19 protein-coding genes and 1 other annotated feature are annotated in these 14,789 nt (G+C 53.7%); of the genes, 8 read left to right on the forward strand and 11 right to left on the reverse strand.

Annotation, left to right across the window (positions count from 1 at the left end; genetic code table 11):
- Positions 1–92: 92 nt before the first annotated feature.
- On the reverse strand, positions 93–824 hold the full coding sequence (gene yfiH, locus ACWHWP_RS17585; RefSeq protein ID WP_447856086.1) for a purine nucleoside phosphorylase YfiH: 732 nt from the start codon (positions 822–824) through the stop codon (positions 93–95).
- A complete protein-coding gene (gene rluD, locus ACWHWP_RS17590; protein ID WP_059312522.1) occupies positions 821–1,801 on the reverse strand; it encodes a 23S rRNA pseudouridine(1911/1915/1917) synthase RluD in 981 nt (326 codons plus the stop codon). Before rluD ends, yfiH begins: the two co-directional genes overlap by 4 nt.
- Before the next feature lie 131 nt (positions 1,802–1,932).
- Here rluD and bamD point away from each other — a divergent pair, with 131 nt between their 5' ends.
- From bamD to pheA, 4 genes are all read left to right on the forward strand, one after another.
- On the forward strand, positions 1,933–2,670 hold the full coding sequence (gene bamD / locus ACWHWP_RS17595) for an outer membrane protein assembly factor BamD (RefSeq protein ID WP_013098339.1): 738 nt from the start codon (positions 1,933–1,935) through the stop codon (positions 2,668–2,670).
- Between the two features lie 268 nt (positions 2,671–2,938).
- Positions 2,939–3,280, forward strand: coding sequence for a ribosome-associated translation inhibitor RaiA (gene raiA, locus ACWHWP_RS17600; RefSeq protein ID WP_008502470.1), 342 nt, complete (start codon positions 2,939–2,941; stop codon positions 3,278–3,280).
- A 110-nt stretch (positions 3,281–3,390) separates the two neighbouring features.
- Positions 3,391–3,516: a sequence feature (Phe leader region), on the forward strand.
- Positions 3,392–3,439, forward strand: coding sequence for a pheA operon leader peptide PheL (pheL, locus tag ACWHWP_RS17605; protein ID WP_100249759.1), 48 nt, complete (start codon positions 3,392–3,394; stop codon positions 3,437–3,439). It overlaps the preceding feature by 48 nt.
- A 30-nt stretch (positions 3,517–3,546) precedes the next feature.
- The gene (gene pheA / locus ACWHWP_RS17610) at positions 3,547–4,707 is read left to right on the forward strand and encodes a bifunctional chorismate mutase/prephenate dehydratase (protein ID WP_059312521.1); all 1,161 of its coding nucleotides are present in this window, start codon (positions 3,547–3,549) and stop codon (positions 4,705–4,707) included.
- On the opposite strand, the gene ACWHWP_RS17615 is transcribed toward pheA, so the two are convergent.
- The 3 genes from ACWHWP_RS17615 to aroF are packed head-to-tail and all read right to left on the reverse strand — an operon-like array spanning position 4,704 to position 7,839.
- The gene (locus ACWHWP_RS17615) at positions 4,704–5,576 is read right to left on the reverse strand and encodes an SMP-30/gluconolactonase/LRE family protein (protein ID WP_447856087.1); all 873 of its coding nucleotides are present in this window, start codon (positions 5,574–5,576) and stop codon (positions 4,704–4,706) included. The genes pheA and ACWHWP_RS17615 overlap by 4 nt on opposite strands.
- A 60-nt stretch (positions 5,577–5,636) precedes the next feature.
- Positions 5,637–6,758, reverse strand: a complete 1,122-nt coding sequence (gene tyrA, locus ACWHWP_RS17620) for a bifunctional chorismate mutase/prephenate dehydrogenase (protein WP_025759253.1) — start codon at positions 6,756–6,758, stop codon at positions 5,637–5,639.
- A gap of 10 nt (positions 6,759–6,768) precedes the next feature.
- The gene (gene aroF, locus ACWHWP_RS17625; RefSeq protein WP_014832942.1) at positions 6,769–7,839 is read right to left on the reverse strand and encodes a 3-deoxy-7-phosphoheptulonate synthase AroF; all 1,071 of its coding nucleotides are present in this window, start codon (positions 7,837–7,839) and stop codon (positions 6,769–6,771) included.
- A 214-nt stretch (positions 7,840–8,053) separates the two neighbouring features.
- On the opposite strand from aroF, the gene ACWHWP_RS17630 reads away from it, so the two are divergent.
- The 4 genes from ACWHWP_RS17630 to ACWHWP_RS17645 all read left to right on the forward strand — a co-directional run bounded on the left by ACWHWP_RS17630 (position 8,054) and on the right by ACWHWP_RS17645 (position 10,829).
- Entirely contained in the window at positions 8,054–8,428 is a 375-nt protein-coding gene (locus tag ACWHWP_RS17630) for a DUF2799 domain-containing protein (RefSeq protein WP_059312518.1), read from the forward strand.
- 153 nt (positions 8,429–8,581) lie between these two features.
- Positions 8,582–9,118 carry a YfiR family protein gene (locus ACWHWP_RS17635; RefSeq protein ID WP_173829304.1) on the forward strand — a complete coding sequence of 179 codons (537 nt, stop codon included), beginning with the start codon at positions 8,582–8,584 and terminating at the stop codon, positions 9,116–9,118.
- A complete protein-coding gene (gene dgcN, locus ACWHWP_RS17640; protein WP_059312516.1) occupies positions 9,111–10,331 on the forward strand; it encodes a diguanylate cyclase DgcN in 1,221 nt (406 codons plus the stop codon). The genes ACWHWP_RS17635 and dgcN overlap by 8 nt, the downstream gene beginning before the upstream one ends.
- Positions 10,332–10,343: 12 nt before the next feature.
- Positions 10,344–10,829 (forward strand): OmpA family protein, encoded by a 486-nt coding sequence (locus ACWHWP_RS17645; RefSeq protein ID WP_447856088.1) that lies wholly within the window; start codon positions 10,344–10,346, stop codon positions 10,827–10,829.
- A gap of 2 nt (positions 10,830–10,831) precedes the next feature.
- On the opposite strand, the gene ACWHWP_RS17650 is transcribed toward ACWHWP_RS17645, so the two are convergent.
- The 6 genes from ACWHWP_RS17650 to rpsP all read right to left on the reverse strand — a co-directional run bounded on the left by ACWHWP_RS17650 (position 10,832) and on the right by rpsP (position 14,770).
- A complete protein-coding gene (locus ACWHWP_RS17650) occupies positions 10,832–12,202 on the reverse strand; it encodes a PepSY-associated TM helix domain-containing protein (protein ID WP_447856089.1) in 1,371 nt (456 codons plus the stop codon).
- Positions 12,203–12,239: 37 nt separating this feature from the next.
- Positions 12,240–12,644, reverse strand: coding sequence for a DUF2946 domain-containing protein (locus ACWHWP_RS17655; protein WP_447856090.1), 405 nt, complete (start codon positions 12,642–12,644; stop codon positions 12,240–12,242).
- A gap of 132 nt (positions 12,645–12,776) precedes the next feature.
- On the reverse strand, positions 12,777–13,124 hold the full coding sequence (gene rplS, locus ACWHWP_RS17660) for a 50S ribosomal protein L19 (protein ID WP_002914145.1): 348 nt from the start codon (positions 13,122–13,124) through the stop codon (positions 12,777–12,779).
- Between the two features lie 43 nt (positions 13,125–13,167).
- Positions 13,168–13,935: a tRNA (guanosine(37)-N1)-methyltransferase TrmD gene (gene trmD / locus ACWHWP_RS17665; protein WP_008502493.1), complete on the reverse strand. Its 768-nt coding sequence runs from the start codon at positions 13,933–13,935 to the stop codon at positions 13,168–13,170.
- A gap of 31 nt (positions 13,936–13,966) precedes the next feature.
- Positions 13,967–14,506 carry a ribosome maturation factor RimM gene (gene rimM, locus ACWHWP_RS17670; RefSeq protein WP_047348142.1) on the reverse strand — a complete coding sequence of 180 codons (540 nt, stop codon included), beginning with the start codon at positions 14,504–14,506 and terminating at the stop codon, positions 13,967–13,969.
- Between the two features lie 15 nt (positions 14,507–14,521).
- A complete protein-coding gene (rpsP, locus tag ACWHWP_RS17675) occupies positions 14,522–14,770 on the reverse strand; it encodes a 30S ribosomal protein S16 (RefSeq protein WP_003863133.1) in 249 nt (82 codons plus the stop codon).
- Positions 14,771–14,789 lie beyond the last annotated feature (19 nt).

Raw genomic sequence — 14,789 nt, forward strand, 5'->3', positions numbered from 1 at the left:
TTAAATGAGGTCATCCCTCAATTATTCAAGGTTAATGACCTGAATTATGTGAAAAGAAAACGGCACGTGCCGGATCGTCTTGATTCTTTAGGTTATATCAGCCAAATAAAACTTGCCATACGACCCGTCGTCTTGTCGCGGCGATAGGAGAAAAAATCACCCTTTTCGGTGAAGGTACAGCGATCGCCACCGGAGATCTGCGTTACGCCCACGTTATTCAAACGCTGGCGAGCGAGCTGGTAGATATCGGCCAGATATTTATCCCCGGAAGGCAGGAAGGCTTCCACGGCTTGCGGATCTTTTTCCATAAAGGCGTCGCGAACCTCTGGGCCCACTTCAAAAGCACGAGGACCAATTGCCGGGCCAAGCCAGGCCATGATATTGGCGGGCTCGTCGTTAAAGCAGGCGACCGTCTCTTCCAGCACGCCTTCACATAGACCACGCCAGCCCGCATGGGCTGCTGCAACCTCGGTACCTGAACGGTTACAAAACAGAACCGGCAGACAATCGGCGGTCATTACGGCACAAACCGTTCCCGGAGTATTACTGTAGGAGGCATCGGCGCGTTTAGAAGCGTAGGGTTCCCCCGTCAACTTCAGCACCGTGTTACCGTGAACCTGTTCCAGCCAGACCGGCTTCGACGGCAAGTTCCCCGCAGCAAACAGACGCCTGCGGTTCTCTTCAACATGCTCCAGGTTGTCGCCACAGTGTGCGCCGAGATTCAAAGACTCCCACGCACCCTGGCTCACGCCGCCAATACGGGTTGAACTACAGGCAGCCACGCCTTCGGGCAATGGCCACTCCGGGACAATCAGTTTGGTCATAACCAGTCCACTTGATCCTTATGTTCTTCGAAATCAGCACGCATCGCCTCAATAAGGTCCACCATATCCTGCGGGATAGGCGCGTGCCACTCCATCTGAATACCGGTGATCGGGTGGTAAAGGCGCAGCATAGTCGCGTGCAGTGCCTGACGATCGAATTTACGCAAAACGCTGATGAACTCATCCGATGCGCCTTTAGGCGGACGTGGACGACCACCGTAGACCTGATCCCCCACCAGCGGATGGGTAATGTGAGCCATATGCACACGGATCTGGTGAGTACGCCCGGTTTCCAGACGCAGGCGCAGACGCGTATGAATGCGGAAGTGCTCCATAATGCGATAGTGCGTCACCGCCGGTTTACCCATCGGATGCACCGACATATGGGTACGTTTGGTTGGGTGACGGCTGATTGGCTCTTCCACCGTACCGCCAGAGGTCATATGGCCAATGGCTACCGCTTCATACTCACGGGTAATTTCGCGCAGCTGCAGCGATTCCACCAGACGAGTCTGAGCAGGAACGGTCTTCGCGACCACCATCAGACCGGTGGTGTCTTTATCCAGACGGTGTACGATGCCCGCGCGCGGGACATCCGCGATAGGCGGGTAATAATGGAGAAGTGCGTTAAGTACCGTACCGTCAGGGTTCCCCGCCCCCGGATGAACAACCAGGTCGCGCGGCTTGTTGATCACCAGAATGTCATCATCTTCATAGACGATGTCCAGCGGGATATCCTGCGGCTCGAAGCGGATTTCCTCTTCGATTTCAGCATTGATGGCGACAGCTTCCCCGCCTAACACTTTCTCTTTTGGTTTGTCCCAGATCTTGCCGTTTACCAGCACGCGCTGGTCAAGGATCCATTCTTTTATGCGTGAACGCGAATAATCAGGGAACAATTCGGCCAAAGCCTGATCTAAGCGTTGACCGAGCTGATTTTCGGAGACTGTTGCGGTGAGTTCTACTCGTTGTGCCATAAACTGCTTCTTCGTTTAACGTTGGGTTTTACGGCTTTGCCGTTTAATATAGTGTGCTATTGTAGCTGGTCTTAATCGGGAGCAGGAACAGAGTTTCTCCCGGACAAACATTTGAGGAAAGTCAAAACGTCATGACGCGCATGAAATATCTGGTGGCAGCGGCCACGTTGAGCCTGGCTTTGGTGGGCTGCTCCGGTTCAAATGAACAGGTCCCTGACAATCCGCCGAATGAAATCTATGCGACTGCACAACAAAAGTTGCAGGACGGTAACTGGAAACAGGCGATAACGCAACTGGAAGCGTTGGATAATCGCTATCCATTTGGTCCGTATTCGCAGCAGGTACAGTTAGATCTTATCTACGCATACTATAAAAATGCCGATCTGCCGCTGGCTCAGGCAACCATCGATCGTTTCATGCGTCTGAACCCGACTCATCCTAACATCGACTATGTGATGTACATGCGCGGCCTCACCAACATGGCGCTGGACGACAGTGCTCTGCAGGGCTTCTTCGGCGTGGATCGTTCCGACCGTGATCCGCAGCACGCGCGTGATGCCTTCAATGACTTCTCCAAACTGGTGCGCGGCTATCCGAACAGTCAGTACGTGACCGACGCGACCAAACGTCTGGTGTTCCTGAAAGACCGTCTGGCGAAATATGAATACTCCGTGGCGGAATACTATACCCGCCGTGGTGCATGGGTTGCCGTGGTTAACCGCGTAGAGGGTATGCTGCGTGACTATCCGGACACCCAGGCAACGCGCGACGGCCTGAAGCTGATGGAAAATGCCTACCGTCAGATGCAGATGACTGCTCAGGCTGATAAAGTGGCGAAAATCATCGCCGCCAACAGCAGCAACACCTGATATTGCCTCAATGTAAAACGGCAGCCCGAAGGCTGCCGTTTTTTTATTCGTTTCCGAGCGTCGCTAAAGCGCGTTAGCCCCAACACATCCAGTCAACTATGGCCCCAATTTTTGCCTTCCACAAGGTAAATCTCACCTCTTCCTGCCCTGCCTCACAAAAAAGATTCCCTGACAAAAACCGACAAAATAACGTGATCTAAATCACACATTTTGACATTAGGTCGGGTATGCTGGAATCACCAAGACGGAAAGACAAGAGGTAAAATTTATGACAATGAACATTACCAGTAAACAAATGGAAATTACTCCGGCAATTCGCCAGCACGTCGCAGACCGTCTCGCCAAACTGGATAAATGGCAAACTCATTTGATTAATCCACATATCATCCTGTCCAAGGAGCCGCAGGGTTTCATCGCTGACGCAACTATCAATACTCCAAACGGCCATCTGGTCGCCAGCGCAAAACATGAGGATATGTACACCGCAATTAACGATTTGATCAACAAGCTGGAACGGCAGCTCAATAAAGTGCAACACAAAGGTGAAGCCCGTCGCGCCACAACATCGGTGAAAGACGCCAGCTTCGCGGAAGAAGTTGAAGAAGAGTAATCCTTTAAATTGAGTGTACCGCCAACGCGCCTTCGGGCGCGTTTTTTGTTTTTTATTGACAGGGTGAAAACAGTACGGGTACTTTAACGGTATCAATCACAGGATGACTTTATGAAACTTACGCCGTTCTTCTTCGCATTCTTTTTTACCTTCCCCTGAACGGGAGGCGTTTCGTCGTGTGATAAAGAATGCGAAGACGAACAACAAGGCCTCCCACACCGGGGGGCCTTTTTTATTGATAACGATAAAATGAGACAGGCAACACTATGACACCGGAAAACCCGTTACTGGATCTGCGAGTAAAAATCAGCGCGCTGGACGAGAAACTGCTGGCGCTGCTGGCCGAACGCCGAGCCCTTGCCGTTGAAGTGGGCAAAGCCAAGCTGGACTCCCATCGCCCGGTCCGTGATATTGACCGCGAGCGCGATCTGCTGGAACGTCTCATTCAGCTCGGTAAAGCGCATCACCTCGATGCCCACTACATCACCCGGTTGTTCCAGCTCATCATTGAAGACTCCGTTCTGACCCAGCAAGCGCTGCTCCAGCAGCATCTGAACAAAACCAATCCACACTCTGCACGTGTCGCTTTCCTTGGGCCAAAGGGCTCTTATTCTCACCTGGCCGCACGTCAGTATGCCGCACGCCATTTCGAAGAATTTATTGAGAGCGGCTGTGCAAAATTCGCCGATATTTTCAACCAGGTCGAGACCGGCCAGGCGGATTACGCCGTGGTGCCGATTGAAAACACCAGCTCCGGCGCCATCAACGACGTCTACGATTTGCTGCAGCACACCACTCTTTCGCTGGTTGGTGAGCTGACAATCCCTATCGATCACTGCGTGCTGGTCTCCGGCTCAACGGACCTGAGCAAGATCGAAACGGTTTACAGTCATCCACAGCCGTTCCAGCAGTGCAGCCAGTTCCTGAACCGCTATCCGAACTGGAAAATTGAGTACACCGAAAGCACCTCGGCGGCGATGGAAAAAGTGGCGCAGGCTAACTCCCCAACCGTTGCTGCGCTCGGCAGCGAAGCGGGCGGCGCGCTGTATGGTTTACAGGTGCTGGAGCGCAACCTGGCAAACCAGACGCAAAATATTACCCGCTTCGTGGTGCTGGCCCGCAAGGCCATCAACGTTTCAGACCAGGTACCGGCCAAAACCACGCTGCTGATGGCGACCGGGCAGCAGGCCGGCGCGCTGGTTGAAGCCCTGCTGGTGCTGCGTAACCACAACCTGATCATGACCAGGCTGGAATCACGTCCGATCCACGGTAATCCATGGGAAGAGATGTTTTATCTCGATATCCAGGCCAACCTGGAGTCTGCTTCCATGCAGAAAGCCCTGCGCGAGCTGGGCGAAATCACCCGCTCCATGAAAGTGCTGGGCTGCTATCCGAGCGAAAACGTCGTGCCGGTCGACCCGAGCTAACGTTCGATAAAGCGGCTTTTCTTCACCCCTGCCACGCTCACGGGCAGGGTGAAGATGGCGCCGGAGAGCGGATACTTCGCCACCTCCTCCGCATCCATATTTTCCCGCGTCGTCGTAATGAACAGCGTTTTCATATCATCGCCGCCAAAACAGACCATCGTCGGGCAACGTACCGGCATTTCATACTCTTCCAGCTGTTCCCCTTCTGGAGAAAAACGCGCGATACGCCAGCCGTCAAACAGCGCGCTCCAGTAGCAGCCCTCCACATCCATTGCCGCGCCGTCCGGTATCCCCTCGCCCTCTTTAAACTGACGAAACACCTCGCGCCTGCCCGGCTCACCCTGCTCATCAAGCGGGGTACGGTAAATCACGCCGTTTGGCGTGTCGGAGGTAAACATCCACTGGTTCTCCGGGCTAAACGCTAAGCCATTGTGCCCGTGAATATCGCACTGGATCACTTTCGGCGTCAGATCGTTATTGATACGCATCAGCAGCGCGCCGTTGTAATCCCCCGGCCCCCAGAAGGTCCCGGCATAGAAGCGCCCCTGACTGTCGGTTCCCCCATCGTTAAAACGCGCCAGCTGCGGGTTAGAGGGGTTATCACACACCTTGCGCTGCAGGAGGCCATGCTTATCGGCAAGCCAGATGCCGCTGCGCATGGCGACGATAAACCCGCCGCGCTCGCGCAGCGCGAAACAGCCTACCTCCTCATGGAAAGAGAGCACTGTGTGTTCCGCCGTCGGCAGATGGTATCGGTGGATTTCCCCTTCCAGGATATCGGCCCAGTAGAGTGCGCGCTCTTCTGCGCTCCACGTCGGGCATTCAGGCAGATGCCCGGTGTAATTTAACAGCAGCTGCAGTTCAGCCATGACAGTTCCCCAAAATGAAAAAAGCCAGCAATGCTGGCTTTCAGTATATACATCATCGCATTACTGGCGACTGTCATTTGCCTGGCGCAACAGCGTGCGGCTCTCGCTCTGGAAACGCTGCGCGTAATCGCCAAACCAGTGTTCGACCTTGCGGAAGCTGTCGATAAACGCCTGCTTGTCTCCGTGCTCCAGCAGCGTAATGGCTTCACCAAACCGCTGATAGTAGCGCTTGATGAGCGCCAGGTTGTTTTCGGACGACATGATAATATCCGCGTACAGCTGCGGATCCTGCGCAAACAGACGCCCGACCATCGCCAGCTCCAGACGATAAATAGGTGAAGAGAGCGCCAGCAGCTGTTCAAGCTGCACGTTCTCTTCCGCCAGATGCAGACCGTAGGCAAACGTCGCGAAGTGGCGCAGCGCCTGAATGAAGGCCATGTTCTGATCGTGCTCGACCGCGCTGATGCGGTGCAGCCGCGCGCCCCAGACCTGAATCTGTTCCAGGAACCACTGATAGGCTTCCGGCTGACGGCCGTCACAGTAAACCACCACCTGTTTTGCCAGGCTGCCGCTGTCCGGGCCAAACATAGGGTGCAGACCCAGCACCGGACCGGTATGCGCCGCCAGCATCGCCTGTAGCGGACCATTTTTGACGGAGGCCAGGTCAACCAGGATGCAATCTTTCGGTAAAGGGGGAAGCTTCCCGATGATCTGCTCCGTCACGTGGATCGGCACGCTAACGATAACCATCCCTGCATCTTTCATCAGTTCCGGTGCCTGCGCCCAGTCTTCTTTTTCCAGAATGCGTACCTGATAGCCAGAAAGCGTCAGCATTTTTTCAAACAGACGCCCCATCTGCCCTGCCCCGCCGACAATCACCACCGGACGTAGGGACGGACAAAGGGTTTTGAAGCCCTTGTCGTTTTCGCTGGAATAGGATTCCCGCATTACGCGACGCAGGACATCTTCAATCAAATCCGGCGAAACCCCCAGCGCCTGTGCCTCTTTACGACGGGAGGCCAGCATTGAAGCTTCGCGCTCCGGGACGTAAATCGGCAGGCCATATTTGCTTTTCACCTCACCGACTTCGGCAACCAGTGCCATGCGGCGCGCCAGCAGGTCCAGCAGCGCCTTATCTACTTCATCAATTTGATCGCGTAACGCGGTCAATTCAGCAACCATAACTAACCTCTTAAGCCAGACGCGTCGCCAGCTGGCCGTTTAAATCTTTATGGATCTCACGCAGCAGGGCATCGGTGGTTTCCCAGCTGATGCAGGCATCCGTCACGGATACGCCATGCTTCATTGCGCTGCGCGGTTGTTCAGATGATTGATTGCCTTCATGAATATTGCTCTCAATCATCAGACCGATAATCGAACGGTTGCCATCTTTGATCTGGGCGACCACGGATTCCGCAACCGCAGGCTGGCGACGGTAATCTTTATTCGAATTACCATGACTGCAATCTACCATCAGTGCCGGGCGCAGTCCCGCCTGCTCCATCTCTTTTTCGCACTGGGCTACGTCCGCCGGGCTGTAGTTGGGAGCTTTACCGCCGCGCAGAATCACATGACCGTCCGGGTTGCCCTGCGTTTGCAGGAGACACACCTGGCCTGCCTGGTTAATACCGACAAAGCGGTGCGGCATGGCGGCAGCGCGCATGGCGTTGATCGCCGTCGCCAGGCTGCCATCGGTACCGTTTTTAAAGCCAACCGGCATCGACAGGCCCGACGCCATCTCGCGGTGGGTTTGTGATTCCGTGGTACGCGCGCCAATTGCGGACCAGCTGAACAGATCGCCCAGGTATTGCGGACTGTTCGGGTCCAGCGCTTCGGTTGCCAGCGGCAGCCCCATGCTGACTAGTTCCACCAGCAGTCGACGCGCAATCTTCAGCCCTGCTTCCACATCAAACGAGCCATCCATGTGCGGATCGTTAATCAACCCTTTCCAGCCAACGGTCGTACGTGGCTTCTCAAAATAGACGCGCATCACCAGATAGAGGCTATCGCTGACCTCCTCCGCTAATGCTTTAAATCGACGAGCATACTCAATGGCGGTTTCTGGATCGTGAATCGAGCAAGGTCCACATACCACCAGCAGACGCGGATCGCGGCCGGCGATAATGTCAGAAATGGTCTGGCGCGAATGCTCGATCTGAGCTTCCTGCGCGACGCTCAGCGGAAATTCCGCTTTCAGCTGGTCCGGAGTGATTAAAACCTGTTCGTCAGTGATATGTACGTTGTTCAGCGCGTCTTTTTGCATGATGGCGATCCTGTAAAGCTCGTTTGCGATAGTTGTTTTCCTCAAAGAGGTGACACCACGATACCATAAAAAGTAAACATTTCAATCCAAAATACGTACACATTAGTTTACAGAAGCCAATTTATTGCAAAAAACAGGCGATAAAAACGTAAACTTTAAATTACACACACGTTTTCTTTAGCCAGGCTATGCTGAAGAAAAAAGGAGAATGGCTATGCGTCCAATTGCTCTCGCGCTGTTGTCGCTGTTTTTATCGGGCTGCCAGATCAATCCTTATACCTTCCAGCCCGACTGGACCAGTCCATCCTGGTTTGACGCAGGTAAAGAAGACGCCATGAACGGCCTGCCGGTTAAAGATAACCAGACTCTGTCCGATAGTTTTAACGACCCACACGTTGATCGTAGTGAATATCTTCGAGGCTACGCCGATGGTCAGAAAAAAGTCTGCGAAGAAGGATTTATTCACGCCTGGGGGTTAGCGGGAAAATCTTTTCCTGCCAGTTGCGATACTGCTGAAAATGCAGCAAAACTGCATGCGTCATGGCAAGAAGGAATGGATGAAAGTATGCGTTCCAGCAGACTAAATTAAGTCTGTTTTTATCCCCCGGAAAATAAGCAACTGTAGGATTTAGCTTAGGTCGACCTGATGCTATTTCTGACATAATGACGGCTCTGATAAACAATGGTATTCTGCCCACAACTCTTAAGGACATCTATTTCCGGAGCGATGTGGCGGATTCTGGTGAGAAATTTATTCTTGATCTCTTTGTTCCGACTCACTCTGGTACTAATGCTGTTTCTTATGGTGGGCCCAGCGACGGCTGGCACGCTCACGGAAACGGATAAATCGGTACGCTCGATTGTCTCAGGCATTGTGAGCTATACGCGATGGCCGTCGCTTTCCGGGCAGCCTAAACTCTGCGTCTATGCCACTTCTCACTATACGCACGCCCTCATCAGCGACGAAGGACATAGCGAGTTACCTTATACTCCCGTTATTGTACGTAACGATCGGGAAGCCCTGGCCGCGACGTGCGATGCGATATATTTCGGTTCTGAATCACCGGCAAAACAACTTGAATTAATAAGCCAATATCAGGGCAAAGCATTGCTATTAATCTCAGAGCAAAATCCGGAATGTGCAATTGGCAGTGCCTTTTGCCTGATAATCGATCGCGGCCAGGTACGGTTCTCCGTTAACCTGGATGCATTGACGCGCAGTGGCGTAAGAGTCAATCCGGATGTATTAATGCTTGCACGGAATAAGCAGCATGGATAAAGATTTCATTTCAACGTCACGTCCGACGTTTAAAAGAACGTTGAGGCGAAACAGTATGATAAGCGTCATCATAACCATGACGTTAATATGGCTATTGCTCTGTTTTGCCTCCGTCGTGACGTTAAAACAATATGCGCAAAAGAATCTTGAATTAACCGGCGCAACAATGAGCCACAGCCTGGAAGCCTCGCTGGTTTTCAACGATTCGCTGGCAGCCAACGAAACGCTTGCAGCCTTGGGCAAACAGGGCCAGTTTGCCGTGGCTGAGGTTATCAACGCCCATAAGAAGCGGTTTGCCTACTGGTCCTGGAACCCGGAGGATAACAACGACACGCTGGGCGCGCTGGTCAGCCGCTGGCTTTTCCCCGTACCTATTGCGCAGCCCATCATGCATAACGGCACGATGATCGGCGAAATCCGCCTTACCGCACGCGACAGTCTCATCAGTCATTTCATCTGGATGTCGTTTGCCGTGCTTACCGGCTGCATTCTTTTTGCGACCGTCGTCGCGCTCACCATTACCCAGTCTTTACATCGCGGCATGGTAACGGCTCTGCAAAACATTACCGACGTCGTGCATGACGTACGCACTAACCGCAACTTCTCCCGCCGGGTGAAAGACGGCCGTATCGAAGAATTTCACCAGTTTGGTGAAGACTTCAACAGCCTTCTGGATGAGATGGAAGAGTGGCAGCTGAAACTCCAGGCGAAAAACGCCCAGCTGTTGCGTACCGCCATGCACGACCCGCTCACCGGTCTTGCCAACCGCGCTGCATTTCGTAACAGCATTGCGGCCTTAATGAACGACCCTTCTGCCAAAACAAACTCGGCCCTGCTCTTCCTCGACGGTGATAACTTTAAGTTTATCAATGACACCTGGGGACACGCGGCAGGTGACTGCGTACTGATTGAAGTGGCCAGCAGGATGATGGAGTTTGGCGACAAACGTCATCAGTCCTATCGCCTTGGCGGTGATGAATTTGCCATGGTGCTCTACGGCGTACACTCTGAGCTTGAGGTTCAACACATTTGTGCTGCGCTGTCGCAGCAGTTTATCCGCCCGTTTGATCTTCATAACGGACAAAAAGCATCAATGTCACTCAGCATTGGCTTTGCTCTGGCGTGGGAAAATGCTTCCGTGGAAGCATTACTGGAGAGGGCCGACCGCAATATGTACCAGGTCAAAAACCAGCGTACGAAAACAATAAGTTAGAAAGGATACACTATGTTAAAACGATACTTCGCGCCGTTAGTACTGGCCTCACTGGTTCTGGCAGGCTGTCAGTCTCCGCCTGAAGGCAAATTCACTCCAGAGCAAATTGCGGCGATGAAGTCTTACGGTTTTAACGAACTGAACGGTGACTGGTCGCTTGGTATGTCGGACACCATCCTCTTTGATAAAAATGACGCCAGACTGCGCCCGGAAAGTGAAACGCAGATTCAATCCATGGCCTCTCGCCTGGCGGAAACCGGCCTGAACCACGCGCGAATGGACGGTCACACGGATAATTATGGTGAAGCCAGCTACAACGAAGCGCTGTCGTTAAAACGCGCCAATGCCGTAGCCGACGCCTGGGCGAAGGGAGCGAATATCCCGCGCAGCAATCTCACCACGCGGGGATTAGGTCAAAAATACCCGGTTGCGAGCAACGGTACCCCGCAAGGGCGCGCTGAAAACCGTCGCGTCGCAGTGGTTATCAGCACGCCATAGGCTTATTTAGCGGATGTTTCGGCGAGCGACACTCCTGTTGCCGCTCGCCAGCGCATCCAGTCCACCATCACAAACAGCGCCAGACTCACGCCCATAACGGGCAAGGCCAGCCCCAGCAGCAGGCTAACCATCGCCGTCACGCCTCTTCCCCATCCCGACAGCGCCAGCCAGCTCTGGCAAAGCGTCTGCACCGGATTCACTGCCGATTGTGCTGGCCGACGCATCCACCACATCCGGTAGCCCCAGATAATGAGCACGCACAGGGCAAGGCCGAAGGCCACGAGCAGAAGCTGATTCACCAGCCCGAATAAGATCCCCATATGGAAATCCACGCCCCAGCGGGTCAGTTTTGCCATTAGCGGGAAATCCTCGAACCGGGTTCTGTCCAGGACCTGCATCGTCGTGGGATCGACCGCAACCGCATCCACCTGAGTCGGCCAGCTACGATCGATTTCCGTCACGGTCCAGGCGCGATCCGCCGTTGTCGCCGGGCGCATCTCCAGCTTGCTGGCATCAATTCCCGCTTTACGCGCAGCGCTTAACACCCCATCAAACTGCGTCAGATCCATCGCCATTTCCGGCATCATCATTCCACCGTGATGGCCACGGTGTTCGGCATGTTCATCCACGCTCTCATGTTGGCCGGAAAGCGTCGTGTTCACCTGCGGGGTTAGCCAGTTCATCTCAGCCCGCAGCCTGTCAACGTTCCCGCCAGCCCACTGCGACCAGGTCAGCCCGGTTGCTGAGAACAACAGCATTCCGCCCAGCAGAGTCCAGCCCAGCGCCACGTGCACGCGACGCCGGTTCTGGAAGCGATTGTTGATCCGCCGTTTTGGTCGGGTATAAAACCACAGAGCAACTCCCCCCAGCGCGGCAACCCACATCCACGAGGCAGCCAGTTCGCTATAGAGACGACCAACGTCGCCCAGCATCAGGGACGTATGCAGGTAATCAATGGTCTGACGCAGCGGTAAAATCCCGCTGGTGCCGTACACCGTCATATCCCCCAGCACCGACAGGCTTACCGGATCCACAAAGATAGCCCGGTTCTCCGATGGCCCAAGCGCCGGGTCAGTGAACATCACGCGGGTGGTTTCGCCTTCAACCAGCCCCGGACGAACGGCGTACAAACGCAAATCTTGTCCAACGGCTTTTTCCGCCACGGCAATTTGCTCCGCCAGAGGCTGCGGCTCGCCCACGGAGTCCGCGTGGAGCGCATGCCGGTAGAGCGCATTCTCCAGCTGCGGGGTCGCCACATACAGCGTTCCGGTCAGCGCGGCGAAGAAGATAAACGGGCCGACAAACAGCCCAATATAGAAATGGAGGCGACGCAGCAGGTTTCCCCATGCCGCGCGCGGAGTGCAGGTAGTCATACTTTTCCTTTTTAAGGCAAAAAGTTATCGATATTTTTTAAAGGTAAAAAGCAGACTGCCGCGGCGGCGCGCGGGTATCAGGGTAAAGCCAGGGGAAAAAGTGCCAGTGGCTGACCGCCTGACGCGACGGCTTAACGCGAAGCCTCTGCAGCACTACGCTGAGCAGGACGATCAGCGCCAGCATCACGCCAGGAACATGTGCTAACAGCACGCAGTAGCCGCACGCTTCCGCATGGTCGACGGGCATCGTGTGGGGCATATCACCCTGATGCTCATCCATCGACATCATGCTCATGTCATGGTGCATGCCCGGCATGGCGCTCATGGGATCTTTCTGCAGCGAGACGGAGATAAGCGGCGCCACTACGATCAGCAGGATCGCAAACAGCGCGGTCAAGGCCGCTGCGCGTTTCCGGTTATGCTGATGCAGTACGTTATCCACTTCCCCTCCCCTCAAGAGGCAAGCATTGTAAATGATTTATGACGAAAGAGTTAACGCGAGAGGTGCGATGGGATAAAAAAAGGGCCAGCCTTTCGGCCAGCCCTTTCTAACAGGATGTCGCTTAAGCGAATCTTAGTTCAGACGCTCTTTAATACGAGCAGACTTACCAGTACGCTCACGCAGGTAGTACAGTTTAGCTTTACGTACAGCACCACGACGTTTAACAGCAATGCTGTCAACTACCGGAGAGTGAGTCTGGAAGACACGCTCAACACCTTCGCCGTTGGAAATTTTACGAACAGTGAATGCAGAGTGCAGACCGCGGTTACGAATAGCGATAACCACGCCCTCGAATGCCTGCAGACGTTTTTTGGAACCTTCAACAACCCATACTTTCACTTCCACGGTGTCACCTGGACGGAAGGAAGGTACGTCCTGCTTCATCTGCTCTTGTTCAAGTTGCTTAATAATGTTGCTCATAATTTAATCTCTTATCCTGGGTAAACTGATATTCGGGAGCGTATTACGCATTCCCATCATGTTCATGCTGCTGTTGCGCGTGTTCAGTTTTGAACTCGGCCAGCAACTTTGCTTGCTCTTCAGTCAGAGCCAGGTTTTCCAGAAGTTCAGGTCTTCTAAGCCAGGTTCGGCCCAGCGACTGCTTCAAACGCCAGCGACGTATCTCGGCATGGTTTCCAGACAGTAATACTGCCGGTACTTCCATCCCTTCTAACACTTCAGGACGAGTATAGTGTGGGCAGTCCAGCAACCCGTCGGCAAAGGAATCTTCCGTTGCCGAAGCTTCATGGCCCAGAACACCCGGAATGAACCGGGCGACGGAGTCAATCAGCGTCATTGCTGGTAACTCACCACCGCTGAGAACGTAATCGCCGATAGACCATTCTTCGTCAATCTCGGTTTGAATTACGCGCTCATCTATCCCTTCGTAGCGACCACAGACCAGAATCAGCTTTTGATTCGTCGCCAGTTCGCTCACGCCAGCTTGATCAAGCTTGCGTCCCTGAGGTGACAGATAAATCACCTTTGCGCCTTCACCTGCCGCGGCTTTTGCTGTGTGAATGGCGTCCCGTAAGGGTTGCACCATCATTAACATCCCCGGTCCGCCGCCGTAAGGACGATCGTCCACGGTACGGTGCCGGTCATGCGTGAAGTCACGAGGACTCCAGCTCTGGATGCTCAGCAGGCCATTCTTTACTGCCCGGCCAGTTACCCCGTAATCGGTAATCGCGCGGAACATTTCAGGAAACAGGCTAATTATGCCAATCCACATAGCGCCGTCTTTTACCGTTTATCCGGAGAATTTAAAAACCAGGATCCCAATCTACTTCAATGGTTTGAGTAGCGAGATCGACTTTCTTGATAACCTGTCCATCGAGGAACGGAACCAACCGCTCCTTGATGCCAAATGCATCTTTCAGGTTTGCCTTAATGACGAGAACGTCATTTGACCCGGTTTCCATCATGTCGATGACTTTCCCCAGGCTGTAGCCTTCAGTGGTCACTACCTGGCAACCCATAAGGTCTTTCCAGTAGTAGTCACCCTCTTCCAGCTGTGGCAACTGCGACGAATCCACGACAATTTCACAATTAGTCAGCGCATTCGCGGCATCACGATCGTCAACGCCTTTCAGCTTGATGATGATGTCCTGATTGTGGTGACGCCAGCTTTCCAGCTCGACCTCTTCCCACTTACCGCCTTTCTGGATAAACCAGGGCTGGTAATTAAAAATGCTATCAGCGTCTTCAGTGGAGGAAAACACTCTGAGCCAACCACGGATACCGTAGCAAGAACCCATTTTTCCCAATACGATCGGTTCAACAGGTGCTTTATTGCTCATCATGACCACCGTGACAGATTAAGCTGCTTTGTTTGCTGCTTTGATCAGCGTAGCAACGCGATCGGAAACAGTAGCGCCCTGGCCAACCCAGTGAGCGATACGATCCAGATCCAGACGAGTTTCTTCTTCTGCGCCAGCGGCCAGTGGGTTGAAGAAACCAACGCGCTCGATGAAGCGACCGTTGCGTGCATTACGGCTGTCAGTCACAACAACCTGGTAGAACGGACGCTTTTTAGCGCCGTGACGAGCTAAACGAATAGTAACCATAACATCCTCTTGTGTGAAT

Source organism: Enterobacter sp. WI-ESBL-E8 (assembly GCF_053364895.1).

Excerpts from the sequence above, each read along its gene's own strand:
- trmD (WP_008502493.1), bottom strand. The coding sequence starts at position 13,935 with ATGTGGATTGGCATAATTAGCCTGTTTCCTGAAATGTTCCGCGCGATT.
- ACWHWP_RS17645 (WP_447856088.1), top strand. The coding sequence starts at position 10,344 with ATGTTAAAACGATACTTCGCGCCGTTAGTACTGGCCTCACTGGTTCTG.
- pheA (WP_059312521.1), top strand. The coding sequence starts at position 3,547 with ATGACACCGGAAAACCCGTTACTGGATCTGCGAGTAAAAATCAGCGCG.
- rplS (WP_002914145.1), bottom strand. The coding sequence starts at position 13,124 with ATGAGCAACATTATTAAGCAACTTGAACAAGAGCAGATGAAGCAGGAC.
- dgcN (WP_059312516.1), top strand. The coding sequence starts at position 9,111 with ATGGATAAAGATTTCATTTCAACGTCACGTCCGACGTTTAAAAGAACG.
- aroF (WP_014832942.1), bottom strand. The coding sequence starts at position 7,839 with ATGCAAAAAGACGCGCTGAACAACGTACATATCACTGACGAACAGGTT.
- ACWHWP_RS17630 (WP_059312518.1), top strand. The coding sequence starts at position 8,054 with ATGCGTCCAATTGCTCTCGCGCTGTTGTCGCTGTTTTTATCGGGCTGC.
- rimM (WP_047348142.1), bottom strand. The coding sequence starts at position 14,506 with ATGATGAGCAATAAAGCACCTGTTGAACCGATCGTATTGGGAAAAATG.
- ACWHWP_RS17650 (WP_447856089.1), bottom strand. The coding sequence starts at position 12,202 with ATGACTACCTGCACTCCGCGCGCGGCATGGGGAAACCTGCTGCGTCGC.
- raiA (WP_008502470.1), top strand. The coding sequence starts at position 2,939 with ATGACAATGAACATTACCAGTAAACAAATGGAAATTACTCCGGCAATT.
- tyrA (WP_025759253.1), bottom strand. The coding sequence starts at position 6,758 with ATGGTTGCTGAATTGACCGCGTTACGCGATCAAATTGATGAAGTAGAT.
- rpsP (WP_003863133.1), bottom strand. The coding sequence starts at position 14,770 with ATGGTTACTATTCGTTTAGCTCGTCACGGCGCTAAAAAGCGTCCGTTC.
- yfiH (WP_447856086.1), bottom strand. The coding sequence starts at position 824 with ATGACCAAACTGATTGTCCCGGAGTGGCCATTGCCCGAAGGCGTGGCT.
- ACWHWP_RS17615 (WP_447856087.1), bottom strand. The coding sequence starts at position 5,576 with ATGGCTGAACTGCAGCTGCTGTTAAATTACACCGGGCATCTGCCTGAA.
- rluD (WP_059312522.1), bottom strand. The coding sequence starts at position 1,801 with ATGGCACAACGAGTAGAACTCACCGCAACAGTCTCCGAAAATCAGCTC.
- bamD (WP_013098339.1), top strand. The coding sequence starts at position 1,933 with ATGACGCGCATGAAATATCTGGTGGCAGCGGCCACGTTGAGCCTGGCT.